The following is a 20,492-nucleotide window of genomic DNA, read 5'->3' as shown; positions in this document are numbered from 1 at the left end:
GTTCGGTCCCTTCGAAGGGGCTCAGCCACGTCGAAGGGACCGAGATCGAACTACTTCCTGGCCCCGCGCTTCTCACGGACGCGCACGTTGACGCGGACCGGGGAGCCCTTGAAACCGAAGTCCTCCCGCAGGCGACGCTCGATGAACCGGCGGTACCCGGCCTCCAGGAAACCGGTGGTGAACAGCACGAACGTCGGCGGCCGGTTGCCGGCCTGGGTGGCGAAGAGCACCTTCGGCTGCTTCCCGGAGCGCACCGGGGGCGGCGTGGCCTGGATCAGCGTGCCGAGCCAGTTGTTCAGCTGGCCGGTCGGGATCCGCTTGTCCCAGGAGTCCAACGCCGTCCGCAGCGCCGGTGCCAACCGGTGCACCGACCGCCCGGTCTTCGCCGAGATGTTGATGACCTCGGCCCACTGCACCCGCGCCAGGTCCCGGTCGAGTTCGCGTTCGATCTCGGTCCGTCGGTCACCGTCGACGAGGTCGGCCTTGTTCATCGCGATGACCAGCGCCCGGCCGGACTCGATCACCATGGTGATGACCCGCTGGTCCTGCTCGGTCAGCGGAGTGGAGGAGTCGACGAGCACGACGGCGACCTCGGCGGATTCCAGCGCCGACTGGGTGCGCAGCGAGGCATAGAACTCCATGCCCTTGGCCTGGTGCACCCGCTTGCGCAGGCCGGCGGTGTCGACGAAGCGCCAGACCTCGCCGTCCAGCTCGACCAACGAGTCGACCGGGTCGATGGTGGTGCCGGCCACCGAGTCGACGACCGACCGGGACTCACCGGACAGCTTGTTGAGCAGCGAGGACTTCCCGACGTTGGGCTTCCCGAGCAGCGCCACCCGTCGTGGTCCGCCCTGGTTCGCCGCGAACTCCGACGGAGCCTCCGGCAGCGCCGCCATGATCGCGTCGAGCAGATCGCCCGAGCCACGGCCGTGCAGCGCCGAGACCGGCCACGGCTCACCGAGCCCGAGGTTCCACAGGGCCGTCGCGTCGGCGAGCGTGCGCTCGTCGTCGACCTTGTTGGCGACCAGGATCACCGGCACCTTCGAGCGACGCAGCACCTTGGCGATCGCCTCGTCGGTGTGCGTGGCACCGACCGAGGCGTCGACCACCACGAGCACCGCATCGGTGGTCTTCATGGCCCGCTCGGCCTGCAGCGCCACCTCGCCCGCCATGCCTTCGGCATCGGGCTCCCAGCCGCCGGTGTCGACGACGGTGAACCTGCGGCCGGCCCACAGCGCGTCGTAGGAGACACGGTCACGCGTGACACCGGGGATGTCCTGGACGACCGCCTCACGGCGGCCGATGATCCGATTCACCAACGTCGACTTGCCCACGTTCGGTCGGCCGACGATCGCCAGGGTCGGCGCTGGCACGACCGGGCCGCCACCGTCCTCGCCGTAGCCGTCGTCCTCCCAGCCGGCGAATTCGGTCTCGTCGCTCCAGATGCCGTCACCGGCCGCCTGTTCCGCGGCCAGTCCGTCGAAATTGTCAGTCACTTGTTTGCCTTCTTCCCAGGGGAAATCGTCTTGTCGAGCTGGATGACCAACTCCGACAACCGATCCCGAATCAAATCTGTGGCGGAATCCACCGCTGTCCGGCCCGCACCGGCCGGAATCGGGAACGGGTCCCCGATCAACACCCGCACCGAGGGCCGGAAACGCCGACCCCGGCCTTCCGGGCGGGCCGTGCCGCGGACCGCGACCGGAAGCACCGTCGCGCCGGCCCGCGCGGCCAGCCACCCGGCTCCGCCGGAGATGTTCTGGACGTCGCCGGCGCCGCGGGTGCCCTCGGGGAAGATCCCGATCGCACCTCCGGCCTTCAGCTGGGCCAACGCCTCCAGCAGCGGTTTCCGATCGGGGACGTCACGATGGATGGCGTACTGACCGACGTTGCGCAGCAGCCACCCCATCGGGCCGGTCACCGCTTCGGCCTTGATCAGGAACGACACCCGGCGGGGTAGCGCGCCGAACAGCACAGGCCCGTCGAAGAAGTTGGAATGGTTGGCCACCACGACCAGCGGGCCGGACGCCGGCACCCGCGCCATTCCGGTGACGCTTTGGCGATACATCAACAGCGACAACGTGATACCGATGCGGCGGCCCCGGTCCATACCCTTGCGGCCGGAGTGCGGCGGCCACGGGTCCTGGGTGCCGCCGAGGTGACGCCACCTCATGCGATGCCTCGCTCCGCAGCGAGTTCCAGCACCCTGGCGACGGTTTCGGACAGTTCCATGCCCGACGAATCCAGCACCACCGCGTCGGCGGCCGCCTGCAGGGGGGCGTGCACGCGGTTGGCGTCGTGGGTGTCCCGTCGGTGCAGATCCTGCGCCACTGCCGCTAGATCCGGAGCCGAGGGCCCGGAACCCATTGCAGCGCCTACGTTCTGGGTGTGCCGACGACGGGCCCGCTCGGCAGCGTCGGCGGTCAGGTAGATCTTCAGGTCGGCGTCGGGCGCGATGACGGTCCCGATGTCGCGGCCCTCCACCACCATCCGGCCGGAGGCGGCGAGCATCTGCTGGCGATCGAACAGCCACGCCCGGACCGAGGGATTCGCCGACACCGGCGTGACGGCGAGAGTCACCGGCCGCCCACGGATCTCGTCCGTGACGTCCACTCCGGCCAGTAGGTGCGACTGGTGGTCGGGGCTCACCGGCGAGGAGAAGTTCAAGCCCTCCAGCACCTGCACCACGGCGGTGTCGTTCACCGGGTCCGCTCCGGCGCGCAGGACCGCCAGCGTCACCATCCGGTACATGGCGCCGGTGTCCAGATACCCGGCACCCAGCGCGGCCGCCACCCGACGTGCCACGGTCGATTTTCCAGTGCCCGAGGGGCCGTCGATCGCGATGACGAAAGTGCCTGCCTCGCTCGACCTCTCGCCACTCGAGCGCCGGTTCACAGACCGACTGCCTTGTACAGCAGTGCGATCTCGACGGGGTTCAGCTTGCGCAGGGTGCCGGGCCGCTGGTGTCCGAGCTGCACGTCGCCGATCTTGGTGCGGACCAGCCTGGACACCGGATGTCCGGCCTCGCCGAGCATCCGGCGGACGATGTGCTTGCGACCCTCGTGCAGGACGACCTCGACCACGGCGCGGCCGGCGTGCACGTCGACGACCTCGAAATGGTCCACCTTGGCGACGCCGTCGTCCAGTTCGATCCCGGCGCGCAACCGGCGCCCGAGATCGCGCGGCACCGGACCGGGGATCTCGGCCATGTAGGTCTTCATCACGTTGTAGGACGGGTGGGTCAACCGGTGCGCCAGTTCGCCGTCATTCGTCAGCAGCAGGAGGCCCTCGGAATCCATGTCGAGCCGGCCGACGTGGAAGAGGCGCTCGGGCCGGTCGACGAGCAGCTGGCCGATGTGCGGCCGCCCGAGCTCGTCGGACATGGTGGACAGCATGCCGGGCATCTTGTTCAGGGCCAGGTAGACGTTGTCCTCCTTGACCACGATCCGGTTCCCGTCCACGTGCACGACGGCGTTGGCCGGGTCGATGCGCAGGCCCATCTCCTTGACGACGATGCCGTCGACCTTGACCCGGCCGAGCTTGATCAGCTCCTCGGCCTTGCGCCGGGACGCGACACCGGCGGCGGCCAGCACCTTCTGCAGGCGGACACCGTCGGCGTTGGCGTCGTCACCGCCGTCGTCGAGGTCGCCGGGGTTGATCCGGCCGGTGTTCTTCAGGCGGGTGGAAGGGCGCTTGCGGGCGGGCGTGTTGTCAGTCATCTTCGAGGGTGTCGATTTCCGGGAGCAGGGGGCCAAGGGACGGGAGGTCCTCCAGGCTGGCTAGCCCGAGTCGTTCCAGGAACAACTCGGTCGTGCGATAGAGCAGGCCACCGGTCTCGGCGTCCTGCCCGACTTCTTCGATCAGGCCGCGGGCGACCAGGGTACGGATGACGCCGTCCACGTTGACGCCGCGCACCCCGGTGATGCGGGCCCGGGTGACCGGTTGCCGGTAGGCGATGACGGCGAGGGTCTCCAGCGCCGCCCTGGACAGCCGGCTCTGCTGGCCGTCCAGCACGAAACGTTCGACCACCGGGGCGAAGCGGTCGCGGGTGTAGAAGCGCCACCCGCCGCCGATCTGCCGCAGTTCGATCCCGGAACCCATTGCGGTGTAGCGCTGGGCCATGGCGATCAATTCCGTCCGGACCCGGTCGGAGCCGTGCCCGACCGCGGTGGCCAGGGACGCCTCGCTCACCGGGGAATCGACCACCAGCAGGACGGCCTCCAGCGCGCCGACGACGTCCTCCTCGGCCACGATGCCCAGGGTCGCCTCGACCGGCAGGTCCTCCGGGACCAGCGTCCCGACGGTGCCGGGCCCGGTCTCCGACCGGGGCCGGACGACGTCGAGTTCCTCGGGCGCGCTCACTCGCACTCCTCGTCGACCAGCACGCCGCCCGGGTCCGGGCTGTCCCCGGTCCACCGGATGGTCAACAGTCCCAACGGTTCCGGTTGGTCGAAGGCCACCGCCGCCTCGCGGTAGAGGTTGAGCAGACCGAGGAACCGGGCCACCACCTCCATCGTCTGCGTGCAACCGGCGATCAGTTCCCCGAACGTCGCAACACCGCTTCGGGCGAGGATTTCGCGCATCGCTGCGGTGTGCAGGGCGACCGACACCGGGGAGGAATGGATGTGGTCCAGCGAGACCGCGGGCGGAGGTGGCTTCGGCTGGAAGACACCGGCGGCCATCTCGGCGAAAGCGGCGGCGTCCATGCCGATCTGCACTTCGGGCAGCAGGCCGAGGTAACGGTCCTCGAGCGTCACGGCCCGCGGATAACGCCGCAGCGCACCGGCCTCGAGTTCCTGGAACAGCAGGGTGACCTGCTGGTAGGCCCGGTAGGCCAGTAGTCGCGCGAACAACAGGTCCCGTGCTTCGAGCAGGTCGATGTCGGCGTGGTCCTCGACCTCGCCGTCGGGAAGCAGACGGGCGGCCTTGAGATCCAGCAGGGTCGCAGCGACCACCAGGAATTCGGTGACCACCCCGAGGTCGACATCCTTGCCCATGGTGCGGATGTGGCGGATGAAGTCGTCGGTGACGGTGTGCAGCGCCACCTCGGTGACGTCCATTCGATGCTGACCGATCAATTGCAGCAGCAGATCGAACGGACCCTCGAAATTGGAGAGGTGGACGTGGAACGAAGCGCGCGCACCCGGCAGCACCGGGGAATCGTCGGAATCCAGCGATGCGGCGGCCGGGGTGATGACTCCCGCCCGCGGGGTCATCTTGCGATCACTTCCCGGGCCAGGGTGCGGAAGGCATCTGCCGCAGGCGATGTCGGAGCGTAGGTGGTGATGGGTTCGCCGGCCACGGTGGTTTCGGGGAACTTCACCGTCCGGGAGATGACGGTGTCGTAGACCTCGTCCCCGAATCGTTGCACGAGCATCGCCACGACGTCGCGCGCGTGGACGGTGCGTCCGTCGAACATGGTGACCAGCACGCCGTCGACCTCGAGGTCGGGGTTGATGCGGTCCTTCACCTTGTCGATGGTGTCGACCAGCAGCGCGACACCGCGCAGGGAGAAGAACTCGGCGGCGACCGGCATGATCACGCCGTGCGCACAGGCCAGCGCGTTGACGGTCAGCAGACCGAGCGACGGTTGGCAGTCGATCAGGACGTAGTCGTACTCGTGGAGCATCGGCCGCAGCGCCCTGGCCAACGTGTGTTCGCGGCCGACCTCGTTGATGAGCTGGACCTCGGCCGCGGACAGGTCGATGTTGGCCGGCAGCAGATCCATGCCGGGGATGCGCGTGGGCACCAGGACGTCGGTGATGCTGGTGTTGCGCTCCAGCATCAGGTTGTAGATCGTGCGGTCCAGTTCGTGCGCCGGGACACCGAGACCGGCGGACAACGCTCCCTGCGGGTCGAGGTCGACCAGGAGCACGCGCCGCCCGTACTCGGCCAGGGCGGCACCCAGATTCAGGGTGGTGGTGGTCTTGCCGACCCCGCCCTTCTGGTTGCACATCGCGATCACCCTGGCCGGGCCGTGCGAGTTCAGCACCGCCGGTTCCGGGATGGTGCGACGCACCCGGCCGGTCGGACCCAGTTCGCTGTCGCCGGGGCCAGGCTTGGAGATCAGGGCCGGGACGACCTCCTGGTCACCCGGGGTCGGTCGGAGGGCACCGGACGCGTCGAGGTCCGGCTGGGCGGCCTCGCCCGTCGGGGGGGCGGCAGCACCGTCGTCGGCGGGTGAACCAGCGCCATCGGCAGAGTCGACGGGGCTGCCCGTGGGGACCTGTGATGAGGGTGGCGGCGGGACGGTGTCCAGTGCTCGGGTGGCCCCGGCGGCGGCGATCCACGCTGCGTCGTCCGGATAGCTCATCGGTCCCGATACTCCCACTTCGTCTCCTGTCGTCATCCCGACGACCCTCCCAGGGTAGGCGGGCGAGGCCGAAAGGACCAATGCGACCCGCGGGCGACCGGCCGCCGGTGCCCGCCGGTACCGGGAGTCACCGAGCCCGGGGGTGGGCCATCGCGTAGATCTCCCGCAGCGAATCCACGGTGACCAGGGTGTAGATCTGGGTGGTCGTCACCGACGCGTGCCCCAGCAGTTCCTGCACGGACCGGACGTCGGCCCCGCCCTCCAGCAGGTGGGTGGCGAAGGAGTGTCGCAGGGTGTGGGGCGTAACCGGGCCGCTCTCCTGCGAGACCCCGGCCCTGTCCGCGGCGTCACGCAGCACCTGCCAGGCGGACTGACGCGAGAGGCGACCGCCGCGCACGTTCAGGAACACTGCATGGCTCCCCCGACCGGCCGCGGCCAGGCCCGGCCGCCCGCGCACGAGATAGGCCGACAGGGCAGCGGCGGCGAACGACCCGACGGGCACCATCCGTTCCTTGGATCCCTTGCCCCGCAGGCGGACCACCGGAGTATCGACTGCGGGAAGGTCGTCGACGTCCAGCCCCACCGCCTCGCTGATCCTGGCCCCGGTGGCGTACAGGAACTCCAAGAGGGCCCGGTCACGAAGGGACCGCGGATCGTCACCCGAGGCCGATTCCAGAATGGCCGTCACCACCTCGACCGGCAGCGCCTTCGGTAGGCGGCGGCCGGCCGTCGGCGGATGGACGTCACCGGACGGATCGACGGTGGTCGCCGACTCCGCCAGAAGGAATCGGTGCCATCCGCGGACGGCGACCACCGCCCTGGCTGCGGACGACGGCGCCAGCGCGGGATGCCCGAGCCACCCCTCGCGCAGCGACACCAGGTAGCCGGAGACGTGCTCGGGCCTGATGTCCTGGACGGCCGTCAAGCCGTTCAGGGCGCAGAACGACAGGTACCGCTCGAGGTCCCTCCGATAGGCGAGCAGAGTGTTGCGAGCCACACCCCGCTCGACCGCAAGATGATCGAGGTACCCGCGCAGTGCGTTCGTCAGTGCTGCCGACGGGGCGTCGGAAGGTGTTGGGGCGTCGGAAGGTTGCGGAGCCGCGGACGGCTTCGGGGCTGCGACTGGGTTCGCCGACGACCGGTCCCCGGTGACGTTCACCGGCGGTCAGGCACCGAGCGCCGGCGCATCCGGCACACCGGGCCCGATGTGCACGGTGCTGGGGCCGGATGTCCAGGGGTCGTCTGCTGACCTCGGTTCCGGGGTGCTCACGGGCACGCCCAGTGCCACCGAGGCGGCCAGCAGGCCGGCCACGGCCGAGCCGTTGACGATCCGGCCGTCGAAGACGCCCCTGATCGCGTCCACCAGCGGAACCCTGACCACTTTGAGATCGGCTTCCTCGTCCGTGATCTCGCCCTGCCGACCGATCTCGGTCAGATCGGTGGCCAGGAACACGCGGACGGCTTCGTCGGTGAACCCCGGCGAGGACGCGATGTCGACCAGGATCGACCAGTGACGGGCGCTCAGCCCGGTCTCCTCGGCCAGCTCCCGTTCGGCGGCGCTCCGAGCCGACTCGCCGTCCTGGTCCATCAGCCCGGCCGGCAGCTCCCAGAGCCGGCGGCGCAGCGGATGGCGGAACTGCTCCAGCATCACCACGTTGCCGCTGGTATCCAGCGCGACCACCGCCACCGCACGATCGTGCTCGACGACCTCGCGGTCGGCCGTCCGGCCCCCTGGCATCGAGAGCGTGTCGACCCGCACCTTGGCGATGTGCCCGGCCCAGACGGGCCGGGACCGCAGGACGGCGAACACCCCGGAGCCGTCGGTCACCGGGCGGGAACCGGCTCGTCGACGGCGGCCTCGGCGGCAGCCGCACCGTGCTCAGCAGCTGAACCGTCCCTATCGGCCGAACCCTGCACGGCGGCCGAACCGTGCGCAGTAGCCGAACCGTGCGCAGTAGCCGGTCCGTTCACCGCGGCCGGTCCGTTCGAGGAAATCGGCAGGCGCTCGGACTCCAGGTAGTCCAGCGCCGCCCTGACGAACGAGGAGAACAGCGGGTGCGGACGGGTCGGGCGCGACTTGAACTCCGGGTGTGCCTGGGTGGCCACCATGTACGGGTGTTGCGAACGATCCAACTCGACGAACTCGACCAGGGAGGAATCGGGCGAGGTACCGGACAGGTGCAGCCCGGCGGCTTCCAGCCGGCCCCGGTAGGCATTGTTGACCTCGTAGCGATGACGGTGCCGCTCGGTCACGTTGGTCGTCCCGTAGATCTCGGCGACCAGGCTGCCCTCGGTCAAGCGCGCCGGATACGAACCCAGTCGCATCGTGCCGCCCATGTCCTTGGCGCCGGAGATCACCTCGGTCTGATCGGCCATCGTGGCGATCACCGGGTCGGCCGCATTGGCGTCGAACTCGGCGGAGTTGGCTCCACCAAGGCCGGCCAGGTTCCGGGCCACCTCGATCACCATGCACTGCAGTCCGAGGCACAGGCCCAGCATCGGGATCTTGTTGGTGCGGGCGTACTGGATCGCACCCAGCTTGCCCTCGATGCCCCGGACCCCGAATCCGCCGGGGATCAGCACCCCTTGGACGTCGGACAGTGCGGCAGCAGCGCCGGCCGGGGTCTGGCACGAATCGGAAGGGACCCAGACGATCTCGACACGGGCGTCGTTGCCGAAACCCCCCGCGCGCAACGCCTCGGTCACTGACAGATAGGCGTCCGGAAGGTCGATGTACTTGCCGACCAGGGCGATCCGCACGGTCTCGGACGGGTGGTGCACGCGCTCGAGCAGTTCACCCCAGAGCGTCCAGTCGACGTCCTTGAACGAAAGACCCAGCCGGCGGACGACGTAGGCGTCCAGCCCCTCGGTGTGCAGCACCTTGGGGATGTCGTAGATCGACGGCGCGTCAGGGCAGGCGATGACGGCTTCGGCGTCGACGTCGCACATCAGCGAGATCTTGCGCTTGAGGCCCTCGGGGATGTCCCGGTCGGCGCGACAGACCAGGGCGTCCGGCTGGATGCCGATGTTGCGCAGTGCTGCGACCGAGTGCTGGGTCGGCTTCGTCTTGAGCTCCCCGGACGGCGCGAGATACGGGATGAGCGAGACGTGGAGGAAGAAGACGTGGTCCCGACCGAGGTCGTGACGGACCTGGCGCGCAGCCTCGAGAAACGGTAGCGACTCGATATCACCGACGGTGCCGCCGATCTCGGTGATCACCACGTCCGGGCTGTTCCCGTCGGGGCCGGGTTCGGCCATGGCGGTGATCCGGTCCTTGATCTCGTTGGTGATGTGCGGGATGACCTGCACGGTGTCGCCGAGGTACTCGCCGCGACGCTCACGGGCGATCACCCTGGAGTAGACCTTGCCGGTGGTGACGTTGGCATCGGCCGAGAGGTTGCGGTCCAGGAAGCGCTCGTAGTGACCGATGTCCAGGTCCGCTTCGGTGCCGTCCTCGGTGACGAAGACCTCACCGTGCTGGAACGGGTTCATGGTGCCGGGATCGACGTTGAGGTACGGATCCAGCTTCTGCATGGTGACCCGCAGGCCACGCGAGGTGAGCAGGCGGCCGAGGCTCGAAGCCGTCAGACCCTTGCCCAGGGAGGATGCGACTCCGCCGGTGACGAAGATGTGTTTCGTAGTACGTACCGTGACCGGCAAGATGACTCCCCGCGTGATCGAAGGCCTAGGCATTCTCGATGCTCGGCGACCGGCCTGATGGCCATCGCCCCACGGGATTTCACCCTAACACCCCCGGGCCTGTTCCCGGGTGACTCGACACCGGTGCCGGACACGCCATCAACGAAGGTGATCCTCCCCCGACTACGGGGACTGAGACCTTCGCTATCGGCATCGCAGACCGCCACCGCCGCCTGCCGATCGTTCGGAAGACCCTCGAGGCCAACTGCTGGGGGCACCCGGTTGCGGGTAACCGGTGGGCAACCGGTGGGGGCAACCGGTGGGGGCAACCGGGGCGCCGGTCAGAGGGTGGCGCACCGCCGCGCTTATGAACGTGCCGGTTCTGGGACGGATGGGACGGAAGTCGACGACTTCGTGAGCGCCGTCGAAGTTGATCAGCGCGGCAACGGCAGCGCGGCAACGGCAAACGGCCCGGCTCGCCCCCTGTCGAAACGGGGAGGAGCCGGGCCGTGGTCGTCCGGAGAGCCGGCGTCAGCCGACGCCCAGGGTCGGGATCTGCGCCTGGGCGCTGGCGGCGAAGCCGTAACGGCCCACCCCGCCACCGTTCTGCTCGACCAGCGCCAGCACCGTCGCCAGGCGGCCGGAGGGCGTGTCGACGTCGTCGACCGTGCTGACCACCGCACTGTCCGCGGTACTGGCCCGGACGACACCGACCGTTCCCGTCGCGGAGTCCGAGCCGGGCGTCCCAGCCACCACGACGCCGCCGGCTGCGGTCTTGAGCTGGGTGGCCATGTCGGCGATCACCGCGGCGCGATCGGCTTCGGAGCCACCGGTCACTGCGCCGCCGGTCAGCACGACAACCGACCGGCCCGGCACCACCGTGCCGGCTGCCTGCAGGAAACCTGCGCTGGCGAATGCCGACAGAGCCGAGGTCGCCTGGGCGGCAGTGCTGGTCGTCTTGCCGGCGGCGTCGGTCAGCAGCACCGAGGCGAGCAGGCCACCGGCGACGGCGCCCACCTGGGAGACGGCCGGCAACTTGGCACCGGTCGGGAGAACCCGTGCGGCCAGGGTGCGGATGTCGTTGGCGTGACTCGGGTCCGTGAAATTCACCGACAACTGGATCTGGGCGGTCACCTTCGCGCCCGACCTGGCCAGCAGCGACAGAATCGCATCGCGATCGCCCGGATCGGCGTCCGCGGTGGTGATCAGCACCACCGTGGCGGTCGGGAGGGTGCCCCGGACGGTCAGGTTCGCCACCGACGCGGCGAACTTGTCGTCCGAGCCGACCCTGGCCGTCAGCGACGTGTTGTCGGTGGAGAGCTGGGTGTTCTGGCTCGAGAGGTCGGTCTTGTCGCTCTGCAGGCCGGCCAGGATCGGAGACGAGATCTTGGTCGCCCCCAGGACGATGCCCAGGGCCAGGGCCAGGAAGATCGCCGCGAGCGAGACAATGTGGTAGCGCATCGAGATCATCGGAAGAGCCCCCTGACCCAGTTGGCGAACTCGTTCCACCACTGCCTGGCGAGATCGAGATAGGTGTGCGACACGTCGGAGACCAGCAGTGCCCCGACGATGGCGGCGATCGCGACGATCATCAGCATGGCGACCAGCCACCAGGAGATGCGCGCCTTGTAGAGCCTTGCGACGGCGGGCGCCTCGACGATCTTGTTGGCCACCCGCATCCGCACCAGGAAGGTCGACGCGGCGCCGCCCTTGTGATCCAGCAGATCGGTCAGCGTGGTGTGCATGCCGACGGTGACGATCAGGCTGGCCTCGCGTGCGTCCACCAGCAGGAGCGCGAGATCCTCGGTGGTGCCGGTAGCGGGGAAGGTGACCGCCCCGAGTCCGAGATCCTGCAGTCGTTCCAGGCCGGGCGCATGCCCGTCGACGTCGGCCGGGATGACGACCTCGGCCCCGCCGCGCAGGGTGTCCGGACCGATCTCCTCCGGGTTGCCGATGATCAGGTTCGGCTTGTAGCCGGCCTGACGGAGCGCGTCGGCTCCCCCGTCGACGCCGACCAGCACGGGGTGGTAGTCGGAGATGTACTTCTTCAGCGACTTGAGCTCGGCCCTGGTGTCCGCGCCGGCCGCCACGATGAGGACCTGCCGGCCCGCGATCCTGGTCGAGATCTCCGGGATCCCGACGCCGTCCAGCAGCAGGGTGCGCTCCCGCTTCATGTACTCGATGGCGTTGGCGGCGAAGGCCTCGAGCTGGGCCGACATCCCCGCCTTGGCCTCGATCAACAGGTCGGCCACCGACTCCGGCGACTGCTCGATCCCCTCGGCGATCAACTCCTCGCCCTGGTAGACCGCCGCTCCGTCGATGCGGAGCTTCGACCCGTCCTTGATCCGCGAGAAGATCTTCTCACCGACGTCGTCGATCAGGATGACGCCGGAGGCGACCAGGATCTCGGGACCGAGGTTCGGATAGCGCCCGGAGATGGACGGCGCGGAGTTGACCACGGCCGTCACCCCGGACTTGACCATCGCATCCGCGGTGGCCCGGTCGATGTCGATGTGGTCGATGACGGCGATGTCGCCGTCACCCAACCGACTCAGCAAGGTGTCACTACGTCGCGACACACGTGCGACGCCTGTGACTCCTGGCAACGCACGTGACTGGCGTGACAAGAGTTTCATGCTGCGATCGTGACAGCCCGATGCGGTGAAACGCGGGAGGCGCGACGACGAATTGCGCTGATGGGACCCGAACCAGGCTCGGTCAGCGCGCGGCGAGGCGTCGTGCGGCCGGCCGGCCCTTGCTCGGTTCGACCGCGGCAGACAGCAGGTCGGCGGCGTGCGCGCGTGCGCTGGCCCCGTCGGTCCCGCCCAGCATCCGGGCGAGTTCGAGCTCCCGGGCCGCCCCCTCGACCGGCCGCACGGCGGAGGATCCGACGGCATCCCCGGGTCCGGCGTCGACGACGTAGTGCCGGTCGGCGAACGCCGCCACCTGCGCCAGGTGGGTGACGACGATGACCTGATGATCACCGGCCAGCATGGCCAGGCGCCGGCCGATCTCGGTCGCCGCCCGACCGCCGACACCGGCGTCCACCTCGTCGAACACCATGGTGGCCACCGGATCCGCGCCGGCCAGGACGACCTCGACGGCCAGCATCACCCTCGACAGCTCGCCTCCGGAAGCACCCTTGGCGATGGGGAGTTCGGGCGCTCCCTTGTGCGCGATCATCGCGAATTCGACCTGATCGACGCCGTCCATCCCGGCGGACACCCAGTTCCGGCCGATCCGGAGCGCGTCGGGCGCCGACGGATCGGCGGTCCGGGAGGACACGGTCACGTGCAACGTCGCGCGGCCCATCGCCAGGTGCGCCAGCTCGGCGGTGGCACGCTCGGCGAGCGTGGCCGCCGCCGCAGAGCGCTTCCCGGTCAGCACGACCGCGGACCTGGCCACCGCTGCGGCCAGCTCTTCGCACGCCTTCCGCAGTTCGGCCAGCGCACCCTCGGACGAATCCAGCGACAGCAGTTCCGTCTCGGCCTCCGCCCGCCAGGCCAGCACCGCATCCACGTCGGCGCCGTAACGTCTGGTCAGCGTCTTCAGGACGGACTGCCGGTTCAGCAGCACCTCGAGCCGCTCGGGATCGGCGTCGAGCTCTTCCAGGTAGGCGGTGAGGTCAGATGCCGCATCGATCACGACGGCCGACACCTCGTGCAGCGAGACGGCCAGCGCTTCCAGACGCTCGTCACCCGTCACCTCGAGCAGTTTGCGCGCCGCCTCGATCAGGCTGACCGCGTTGGGGCCGTCTGGCATCGACTCCCCGGTCAGCGCATCCCGGGACTGCGCCGCGCCGGAGCGAAGGGCGTCGGCGTTCTCCAGGCGACGGACCTCGGCGATCAGCTCGACGTCCTCGCCGGGCGCTGGATCCACCTTGGCGATCTCGTCGACACCCAGCCGCAGCACCTGTTCGCGCTGGGCCCGTTCCCTGGCGTGCGACGTGCGGTCGGCGAGTTCGGCCACGGCCGCCTGCCATTGCGCACGGGCGGCGCGGTAGGCGGTCAACTCGGCATCCGATCCAGCAAAACGATCCAGCACTGCGCGCTGCTGGGCTCCCCGCAGCAGACTGATCGCCTCCGACTGGCCGTGCACGGCGATCAGCGGATCGGTGATCTCCGACAGGGCCCCCAGCGGCGCCGAGCGACCGCCGATGTGCCCCCTCGATCGACCGTCCGCACCGACGGAGCGGACCAGGATGATCGAGCCGTCCTCGTCGGGGGTCCCGCCGACGGAATCCAGCACCTTGGCCGCGGCCGGCCCGAGTGGACCGGCGATCCGCGCCTCCACCACCGCGCGTTCGGCGCCGACCCGGACCCGGCCGGCATCGCCCCGCCCACCGGTGAGCAGTCCGAGAGCGGTGACCACCATGGTCTTGCCGGCGCCGGTCTCCCCCGTGACCACGGTGAATCCGGGGTGCGGCTCGATGACGGCGTCTTCGATCACCCCGAGACCGGTGATGTGGAGTTCGGTGAGCACGGTGGCAACGCTACCGTCGCGGTAGGAAAGCGACCGACCGGGAAACGCCCGTGTCGAACATTTGTACTGCCATTCGAAGGACGACGGACCCATGACCGACCGCATTGCCGCGATACGTGCCCAGTTCTCCTCCCTGAACTCGGGAGTGGCCCATTTCGACAGCCCGGGTGGCACCCAGGTACCCGACGCGGTCGGTGACGCCGTCGGCCGGACCCTGGTCTCGTCGATCTCCAACCGCGGACGGGTCACCACGGCCGAGCGGGCCGCCGACGAGGTGGTGGTCGGGGCCCGCCGGGCGATGGCCGATCTGTTGCACGCCGACCCGACCGGGATCGTCTTCGGGCGGAGCATGACGCAACTGACCTACGACCTGTCCCGCGCGTTGGCCAAGACCTGGCAGCCCGGCGACGAGGTGGTCGTCACGCGGCTCGATCACGATGCGAACATCCGGCCCTGGGTGCAGGCCGCAGAAGCGGTCGGGGCCACCGTCCGATGGGTCGACTTCGATCCCGAGAGCGCCGAACTGACCCCCGCACACGTCGCTGCCACACTGTCCGTGCGGACCCGACTGGTGGCCGTGACCGGCGCGTCGAACCTGCTCGGGACCCGTCCGGACATCGCCGGCATCTCGGAACAGGTCCATGCGGCCGGCGCCCTGTTCTTCGTGGACGGCGTCCACCTGACCGCGCACGCCGCCGTCGACATGGTGGCGCTCGGCGCCGACTTCTACGCCTGCTCGCCGTACAAGTTCCACGGACCGCACATGGGCGTGCTCGCGGCCCGCCCCGACGTGCTGTCCAGCGTGCACCCGGACAAGCTGCGGCCGTCCACCGACCAGGTCCCCGAACGATTCGAGCTGGGGACGTTGCCCTATGAATTGCTGGCCGGCGCCACGGCCGCGGTCGACTTCCTGGCCGGGCTCGCCCCGGAGGGCACCGGCGCCGCTTCCGGCAGAAGCCCTCGCACTCGCCGAGAGCTGTTGGTAGCAGCCATGAACGAGATCGAGGCCCACGAGGACAAGTTGCGACTGGTCATCGAGGACGGCCTGAGCACCATGCCCGGGGTCACCCAGCGTTCCCAGGCGCAGCACCGGACGCCCACCCTGCTGGCCACCTTCCGGGGACGGCCCGCCGAGGAGGCCCACCGGTTCCTGGCCGGACTCGACGTCAACGCACCCGCCGGTTCGTTCTACGCGATCGAGGCCTCCGAACGCATCGGACTGGGCGCCGCCGGTGGCCTGCGCATGGGCCTGGCCTGCTACACCGACGATTCCGATGTGCAGCGTCTGCTCGACGGGATCAGCCGGTTCCTGGGGTAGACCGTCCGCTCGCAGACCCGTCGTCCGGTCCGGCGTCGGCCGGTCAGTGGCTCCGTTCCCGCCATCCGCGCACCGGGAGCGAGAACTTGGCCACCAGACGATCGGTGAACCGCTGATCGCCCAGCTTGACCATGGTGACGGTCTGGGCGCCCCGCCGGACGTGCAGTTTGCTGCCGGGAGGGACCTCGTGGGTCCGGCGTCCGTCGCAGGCCACGATCGCCTCGTGCCCGGACGGATCGACGTGGATCGAGACGGTGGAGTGGGGCGACACGACCATCGGCCGGGCGAACAGGGCGTGTGCGTTCGACGGCACGACGAGCAGCGCCTCCACGTCCGGCCAGATGATCGGACCGCCCGCCGAGAACGCGTAGGCGGTCGACCCGGTCGGGGTCGCACACAGCACACCGTCGCAGCCGAAGGCCGAGACCCCCCGCCCGTCGACCTCCACCACGACGTCGAGAATTCTTTCCCGGCTTGCCTTCTCGACGCTGATTTCGTTCAGGGCCCAACACTTGTCGATGACCACGCCGTCGCGTTCGATCACCACGTCGACCGTCATCCGCTCGGTCAGGGTGTAGTTGCCGGCGATCAGTGCGTTCAGCACCTCGTCGAGCCGGTCGGCCTCGGCCTCGGCGAGGAATCCGACCCGGCCCAGGTTGATGGCGATGACCGGGGCCCGCAGCGGGCGGGCCACCTCGGCGGCGCGGAGCAGGGTGCCGTCACCGCCGAGGGCCAGCACGAGTTCGACCGGCGATTCCCCGCCTTCCTCCACCGCCGTGCCGCTTTCCAGGATCGTCAGGTCCAGTTCGGTACCCTCGCCGGGAACGGCCAGCAGCTCGATCCCGGCCGCCTCCAGGGTCTTCATCACATGGCGTGCGGTGGAATAGATGTCGGCTCGCCCGGTGTGGGCGACCAGCAGGATCCGGCGATCGGTCATGACGGGCCTTCCTCGACGGCGACGTTGATGAGTTCCGCGGTGCCGACGGGATCGACCTCGACGTCGGCCCGCAGGTGGGCGAAGAACTCCACGTTCCCGCTCGGCCCCGGCAGCGGTGAGGCCACGACAGCCGCCACTCCCCACCCAAGTCTGCCAGCCGCCGCCGCGACCTCGGCGACGGCCGTCGCCCGCAACGCCGGATCACGCACCACACCGCCGGCCCCCAGACGTTCCCTGCCCACCTCGAACTGCGGTTTCACCATCGGTACCAGGTCGGCACCCGGTGCAGCGCAGGCGATCAGCGCCGGCAGCACGATCGACAAGGAGATGAACGAGAGGTCGGCGACGATCAGACCGGCGGGACCCCCGATGTCCTCGGGCGACATGGTGCGGACGTTCGTCCGGTCGTAGATGTGTACGCGGTCATCGTTCTGCAGACGCCAGATCAACTGCCCGTAGCCGACGTCGACCGCTGCCACCTCTGCTGCCCCGCGCCGCAGCAGAACATCGGTGAACCCGCCGGTCGAGGCGCCGGCGTCGAGGCATCTGCGGCCCTCGACGACCACATCGGTGAATTTCTCCAGCGCTCCGATCAGCTTGTGGGCTCCTCGCGAGGCCCAGTTCTCGTCGTTGACGTCGGCGGTGACCAGCAGGGGGGCGGCGGGATCGACGGCCGTGGCCGCCTTCGTCGCTGCCTGCCCGGAGACGAGCACCCGGCCCGACCGGATCAGGTCGGCTGCCTGGTCCCGGGATCTGGCCAGTCCGCGACGCACCAACTCCGCGTCGAGTCGTGCTCTGCGCACCTCAGCGACCACGCTGCGGTCGATTGCCCTGCGGTTGATCGGGTTGGGTTTGGCTCGGGTGCGGTGCACGGGCCGGCGCCTGGTGGCCCGGCCCCGCAGGTTGGCCCTGGAGGTGTCCCTGGCTGCCGGTGACGGCGAGTGCTTCGGTGAGTTGTCGGTGGATGGCGGCGAAGACGTCGACGTGCGCGGCGATGTCGAGGCCACCCAGCCTCGCCAGTTCGGTCTCGACGACGTCGAGACCGCCGGGGATGCCTGATGCGGGCTCGGGTGTGGGGGAGCCTCCTGGCCGTGCGTCCATCGATCCTCCTGTGCTTCTCGTTCACGAACGCAGACCGTGACGGTCATCCACCGCTTGCGGACAGACGGCCGGACGACGTTGCACCACGACCGGCCCGACCGCTGACCACGGTAGCCGAATCCAACGTCAGGACCCGTGCGCCCGGGTCTGGGTCAGGCCGAAACGGGCCAGCACGGTGGTCGCCGCCGCACCCTGCGCCCGGACCTTGTTCACGCCGTCGGACCACGCCTTCGCCGCCAGCAGGGCCAGGGCACGTAGATCGCGTCCGTCATCCCGGGCGTCGTCCGATTCGGCGAGTTCCCCGACGAGAACCAGCCCGTCACCGTCGGACTCGACGGACCAGGGCGATGCCGACAGCCCGGTGGTGTCGTGGATCTCGGCGACCAGGTCTTCATCGATCAGGCCACGCATGTCGAAGGAGACGTGGGTCGGTCGCCGCGAGGACGGTGCCTCGAGCAGGTCGATGGCGGTCGAGACTCCGGTGAGCACGAGGAGACTCGGCAGGCCGGCCAGCACTGCCGCCTCGATGTCGGTGTCGAGCCTGTCCCCCACGACCAGCGGGCGCTTCGAGCCTGCGCGCCTGACGGCCTCGTCCAGGAGTGGCCGGTTGGGCTTGCCGGCCACCCGGGGCGTCCGGCCGGTGGCAGCCTTCAGCGCCTCCACCATCGCGCCGTTCCCCGGCAGCAGACCCCTGTCGGTGGGCAACGTGACGTCGGTGTTGCTGGCCACCCAGTCGACTCCGGACCTGATCGCGATGCACGCCTCGGCCAGGTCCCGCCAGCCGGTGTCCGGCGAGTGACCCTGGACCACGGCGACCGGTTGGTCGGTGGCCAGCCGCACCGGGGCCAGCCCGGCATCGGCCACCGCGTCCGACAGGGCCTTCGCCCCGACGATCAACACCTTGGATCCGGCCGGATGCGTCTGCGCCAGCATCGACGCAGCCGCCTCGGGGGAGGTCAATACGTCGGAATCAGCTGCGGCAACGCCCATCCCGTTGAGTACTGCGGCAACCTCGGCCGGCGGCCGCGAGGCGTTGTTGGTGACGAACATCGGCCGGGCCCCTCGTTGAGCCGCCTCGATCAGCGCTTCCACGACATGCGGGATGACCTGGCCGCCGAGATACACGGTGCCGTCCAGGTCGAGCAGCAAGGCGTCGTAGGAGTCGGCCAGTGCCGTCACGAGCCCCCCTCGTTGTGACTGAACAGCGACCCCAGCGATGACGGCGGCGAGGCCGGACGGGTGGGCAGGGATTCCTCGTGGGACCCCTGGCTCCCGGGCGACCCCTGGCTCTCGGGGGGTGCGTCGGACTCCCGGCCCGGGTGGGGGGTGACCTCGTCCTCGACCATGATCGGATCGGAGGTCACGTCTTCGGCATCCCTACCGTCGGCGTCGGCGACCGCATCGGCGTCGGCGACCGCATCGGCGTCGGCGACCGCGTCGGCGTCGGCGTCGGCGTCGGCGTCGGCGTCGGCGTCGGGATTGTCCCCGAAGTGCAGCAGACCGGATTCGTCATCGTCGTCGTCGTCGTCATCGAGGTTGGCAATATCCACGTCGGCACCTTCGACCTCGCCGGCCAGCTCGGTCAGGCGGTCGCCGGCATCGGTCTCCTCGTCCACGTCGATCTCGGCGGCCTTCATGAACCAGTCGATGGCCTCGGCCCGGCGATCTGCCTGCAGCAGGAGATCGGCATAGGCGTAGAACAGCCTGGCCGTGAACGGCTCGACCTTCTCCGGCTGCAGAGCAACCTCCAGATGGGCCAGGGCTGCGTCGAGCTGACCGAGGTCGGCCCTGGCTCCGGCAACGACGATGCGCAGTTCGGCGGCCGACGCGGGATCCAGGTCGGCGGCCTCCGCCGAGCGCGAGAGCTCGATGGCCTTTTCCGGATGGCCCAGTGCTCGCTCGCAATCGGCCATCACCGGCAGTTGCCCGGGGCCGCCGCTCATCCGCCGAGCCGCACGCAACTCGGCGATCGCCTCGGCCCACTCGCCGGCGCGATAGGCCACCAGCCCGACCGTTTCCCGGACGACGGCGATGCGCCCACCCTTCGACCGTGCCGCCCTGGCATGACGCCAGGCCAGTGCCGGCTCCTCCTCCGCGAGCATTCCCGCCATGAAGAGATGGGCGCCGACGAATTCGGCCCCTTCCTTGCTCAGGCCGCGCAGGTCCCGGCGCACCTCGGCGTCGAGCTCGCGAGGATCGGCCCACTCGGGGATCTCCGGCCACCGCTCACCGATTTCCTCCTCGCGAACGCGGGAACCACGGTCCGGCTCACGACGCTCGAAACGTGGTTCGTCACGTTCGGCCCAGGAGGTCGGACCGGCCGTCGACGGCCGACGGTCACCGGACCCCGGCCGGTCACGCCAAGCTGGACGATCGGTACTGCGGTCGGGGCGATCGGTACCGCGGTCGGGACGATCGCCGGTCGAACGCGGCGGACCCGAAGTCCTGGAACCACGATCCGAAGTGCCACGGTCCTGCCAGGGTCGAGCCGCGGGGGTGTCCTGCGGGGCCCGCGACCGAGCGTCCCGCTCCCCACGATCCTGGCGCGCACGACCACGATCGAACCGCTCCTGCTCAGCGGGCCTCGCCGCCCGATCACCGGTGTCCCGGCGCGGTGGTGTGCCGGCGGTCGTGCGGTCGGGCCGAAAACCCTTGCTCAGATCGCTGCCGAAGTCGGTGCGCTTCGGGGCCGGCCGTGAGCT

General features: G+C 69.7%; 19 protein-coding genes. 1 reads left to right on the top strand and 18 read right to left on the bottom strand.

Translation table 11 applies throughout. The annotated features are described in order from the left end of the window. Positions 1 to 50 precede the first annotated feature (50 nt). From der to recN, 13 genes are all read right to left on the bottom strand, one after another. Positions 51 to 1,496, bottom strand: a complete 1,446-nt coding sequence (gene der / locus H7F38_RS12365; protein ID WP_222618617.1) for a ribosome biogenesis GTPase Der — start codon at positions 1,494 to 1,496, stop codon at positions 51 to 53. After that, positions 1,493 to 2,173 (bottom strand): 1-acyl-sn-glycerol-3-phosphate acyltransferase, encoded by a 681-nt coding sequence (locus H7F38_RS12360; protein ID WP_187094309.1) that lies wholly within the window; start codon positions 2,171 to 2,173, stop codon positions 1,493 to 1,495. The genes der and H7F38_RS12360 overlap by 4 nt, the downstream gene beginning before the upstream one ends. Continuing rightward, complete coding sequence (gene cmk, locus H7F38_RS12355; protein ID WP_370531318.1) at positions 2,170 to 2,805, bottom strand: (d)CMP kinase; 636 nt, start codon at positions 2,803 to 2,805, stop codon at positions 2,170 to 2,172. The genes H7F38_RS12360 and cmk overlap by 4 nt, the downstream gene beginning before the upstream one ends. An 86-nt stretch (positions 2,806 to 2,891) precedes the next feature. After that, positions 2,892 to 3,719, bottom strand: a complete 828-nt coding sequence (locus H7F38_RS12350; RefSeq protein WP_187094308.1) for a pseudouridine synthase — start codon at positions 3,717 to 3,719, stop codon at positions 2,892 to 2,894. Then, on the bottom strand, positions 3,712 to 4,362 hold the full coding sequence (gene scpB, locus H7F38_RS12345) for an SMC-Scp complex subunit ScpB (protein WP_255498361.1): 651 nt from the start codon (positions 4,360 to 4,362) through the stop codon (positions 3,712 to 3,714). The genes H7F38_RS12350 and scpB overlap by 8 nt, the downstream gene beginning before the upstream one ends. Next, on the bottom strand, positions 4,359 to 5,216 hold the full coding sequence (locus H7F38_RS12340) for a ScpA family protein (protein ID WP_187094306.1): 858 nt from the start codon (positions 5,214 to 5,216) through the stop codon (positions 4,359 to 4,361). Before H7F38_RS12340 ends, scpB begins: the two co-directional genes overlap by 4 nt. Then, entirely contained in the window at positions 5,213 to 6,349 is a 1,137-nt protein-coding gene (locus H7F38_RS12335; RefSeq protein ID WP_255498360.1) for a ParA family protein, read from the bottom strand. Before H7F38_RS12335 ends, H7F38_RS12340 begins: the two co-directional genes overlap by 4 nt. A 91-nt stretch (positions 6,350 to 6,440) precedes the next feature. Beyond that, entirely contained in the window at positions 6,441 to 7,310 is an 870-nt protein-coding gene (locus H7F38_RS12330; protein ID WP_370531317.1) for a site-specific tyrosine recombinase XerD, read from the bottom strand. A gap of 168 nt (positions 7,311 to 7,478) precedes the next feature. Next, entirely contained in the window at positions 7,479 to 8,141 is a 663-nt protein-coding gene (locus H7F38_RS12325) for an NUDIX hydrolase (protein ID WP_255498358.1), read from the bottom strand. Next, positions 8,138 to 9,973 (bottom strand): CTP synthase, encoded by a 1,836-nt coding sequence (locus H7F38_RS12320; protein ID WP_255498357.1) that lies wholly within the window; start codon positions 9,971 to 9,973, stop codon positions 8,138 to 8,140. Before H7F38_RS12320 ends, H7F38_RS12325 begins: the two co-directional genes overlap by 4 nt. Positions 9,974 to 10,483: 510 nt before the next feature. Beyond that, the gene (locus tag H7F38_RS12315; RefSeq protein WP_187094304.1) at positions 10,484 to 11,413 is read right to left on the bottom strand and encodes a copper transporter; all 930 of its coding nucleotides are present in this window, start codon (positions 11,411 to 11,413) and stop codon (positions 10,484 to 10,486) included. 5 nt (positions 11,414 to 11,418) lie between these two features. Further along, positions 11,419 to 12,588 carry a putative cytokinetic ring protein SteA gene (gene steA, locus H7F38_RS12310; RefSeq protein ID WP_187094303.1) on the bottom strand — a complete coding sequence of 390 codons (1,170 nt, stop codon included), beginning with the start codon at positions 12,586 to 12,588 and terminating at the stop codon, positions 11,419 to 11,421. Between the two features lie 82 nt (positions 12,589 to 12,670). After that, a complete protein-coding gene (gene recN, locus H7F38_RS12305) occupies positions 12,671 to 14,434 on the bottom strand; it encodes a DNA repair protein RecN (RefSeq protein ID WP_187094302.1) in 1,764 nt (587 codons plus the stop codon). Positions 14,435 to 14,525: 91 nt separating this feature from the next. Between recN and H7F38_RS12300 the strand changes: the two genes are divergently transcribed. Then, positions 14,526 to 15,752, top strand: coding sequence for a cysteine desulfurase-like protein (locus H7F38_RS12300; RefSeq protein WP_187094301.1), 1,227 nt, complete (start codon positions 14,526 to 14,528; stop codon positions 15,750 to 15,752). Between the two features lie 43 nt (positions 15,753 to 15,795). Here H7F38_RS12300 and H7F38_RS12295 read toward each other — a convergent pair whose 3' ends face one another. From H7F38_RS12295 to H7F38_RS12280, 5 genes are all read right to left on the bottom strand, one after another. Beyond that, positions 15,796 to 16,689 carry an NAD kinase gene (locus H7F38_RS12295; RefSeq protein ID WP_187094300.1) on the bottom strand — a complete coding sequence of 298 codons (894 nt, stop codon included), beginning with the start codon at positions 16,687 to 16,689 and terminating at the stop codon, positions 15,796 to 15,798. After that, complete coding sequence (locus H7F38_RS12290) at positions 16,686 to 17,492, bottom strand: TlyA family RNA methyltransferase (RefSeq protein WP_305080162.1); 807 nt, start codon at positions 17,490 to 17,492, stop codon at positions 16,686 to 16,688. The genes H7F38_RS12295 and H7F38_RS12290 overlap by 4 nt, the downstream gene beginning before the upstream one ends. 1 nt (position 17,493) lies before the next feature. After that, the gene (locus H7F38_RS26025) at positions 17,494 to 17,790 is read right to left on the bottom strand and encodes a hypothetical protein (RefSeq protein WP_255498457.1); all 297 of its coding nucleotides are present in this window, start codon (positions 17,788 to 17,790) and stop codon (positions 17,494 to 17,496) included. Positions 17,791 to 17,916: 126 nt separating this feature from the next. Continuing rightward, positions 17,917 to 18,969: an HAD-IIA family hydrolase gene (locus H7F38_RS12285; RefSeq protein WP_187094298.1), complete on the bottom strand. Its 1,053-nt coding sequence runs from the start codon at positions 18,967 to 18,969 to the stop codon at positions 17,917 to 17,919. Continuing rightward, complete coding sequence (locus tag H7F38_RS12280; protein ID WP_187094297.1) at positions 18,966 to 19,964, bottom strand: tetratricopeptide repeat protein; 999 nt, start codon at positions 19,962 to 19,964, stop codon at positions 18,966 to 18,968. The genes H7F38_RS12285 and H7F38_RS12280 overlap by 4 nt, the downstream gene beginning before the upstream one ends. Positions 19,965 to 20,492: the final 528 nt, after the last annotated feature.

This window comes from Nakamurella sp. PAMC28650 (assembly GCF_014303395.1).
Classification (GTDB): Bacteria; Actinomycetota; Actinomycetes; order Mycobacteriales; family Nakamurellaceae; genus Nakamurella.
This window is presented reverse-complemented; position numbering and strand designations above follow the sequence as displayed.

Bases quoted from the DNA above. Each gene is read 5' to 3' on its own strand.
- H7F38_RS12360 (WP_187094309.1), bottom strand. From the start codon at position 2,173: ATGAGGTGGCGTCACCTCGGCGGCACCCAGGACCCGTGGCCGCCGCAC.
- H7F38_RS12350 (WP_187094308.1), bottom strand. From the start codon at position 3,719: ATGACTGACAACACGCCCGCCCGCAAGCGCCCTTCCACCCGCCTGAAG.
- H7F38_RS12340 (WP_187094306.1), bottom strand. From the start codon at position 5,216: ATGACCCCGCGGGCGGGAGTCATCACCCCGGCCGCCGCATCGCTGGAT.
- H7F38_RS12335 (WP_255498360.1), bottom strand. From the start codon at position 6,349: ATGACGACAGGAGACGAAGTGGGAGTATCGGGACCGATGAGCTATCCG.
- H7F38_RS12315 (WP_187094304.1), bottom strand. From the start codon at position 11,413: ATGCGCTACCACATTGTCTCGCTCGCGGCGATCTTCCTGGCCCTGGCC.
- steA (WP_187094303.1), bottom strand. From the start codon at position 12,588: ATGAAACTCTTGTCACGCCAGTCACGTGCGTTGCCAGGAGTCACAGGC.
- H7F38_RS12300 (WP_187094301.1), top strand. From the start codon at position 14,526: ATGACCGACCGCATTGCCGCGATACGTGCCCAGTTCTCCTCCCTGAAC.
- H7F38_RS12295 (WP_187094300.1), bottom strand. From the start codon at position 16,689: ATGACCGATCGCCGGATCCTGCTGGTCGCCCACACCGGGCGAGCCGAC.
- H7F38_RS26025 (WP_255498457.1), bottom strand. From the start codon at position 17,790: ATGGACGCACGGCCAGGAGGCTCCCCCACACCCGAGCCCGCATCAGGC.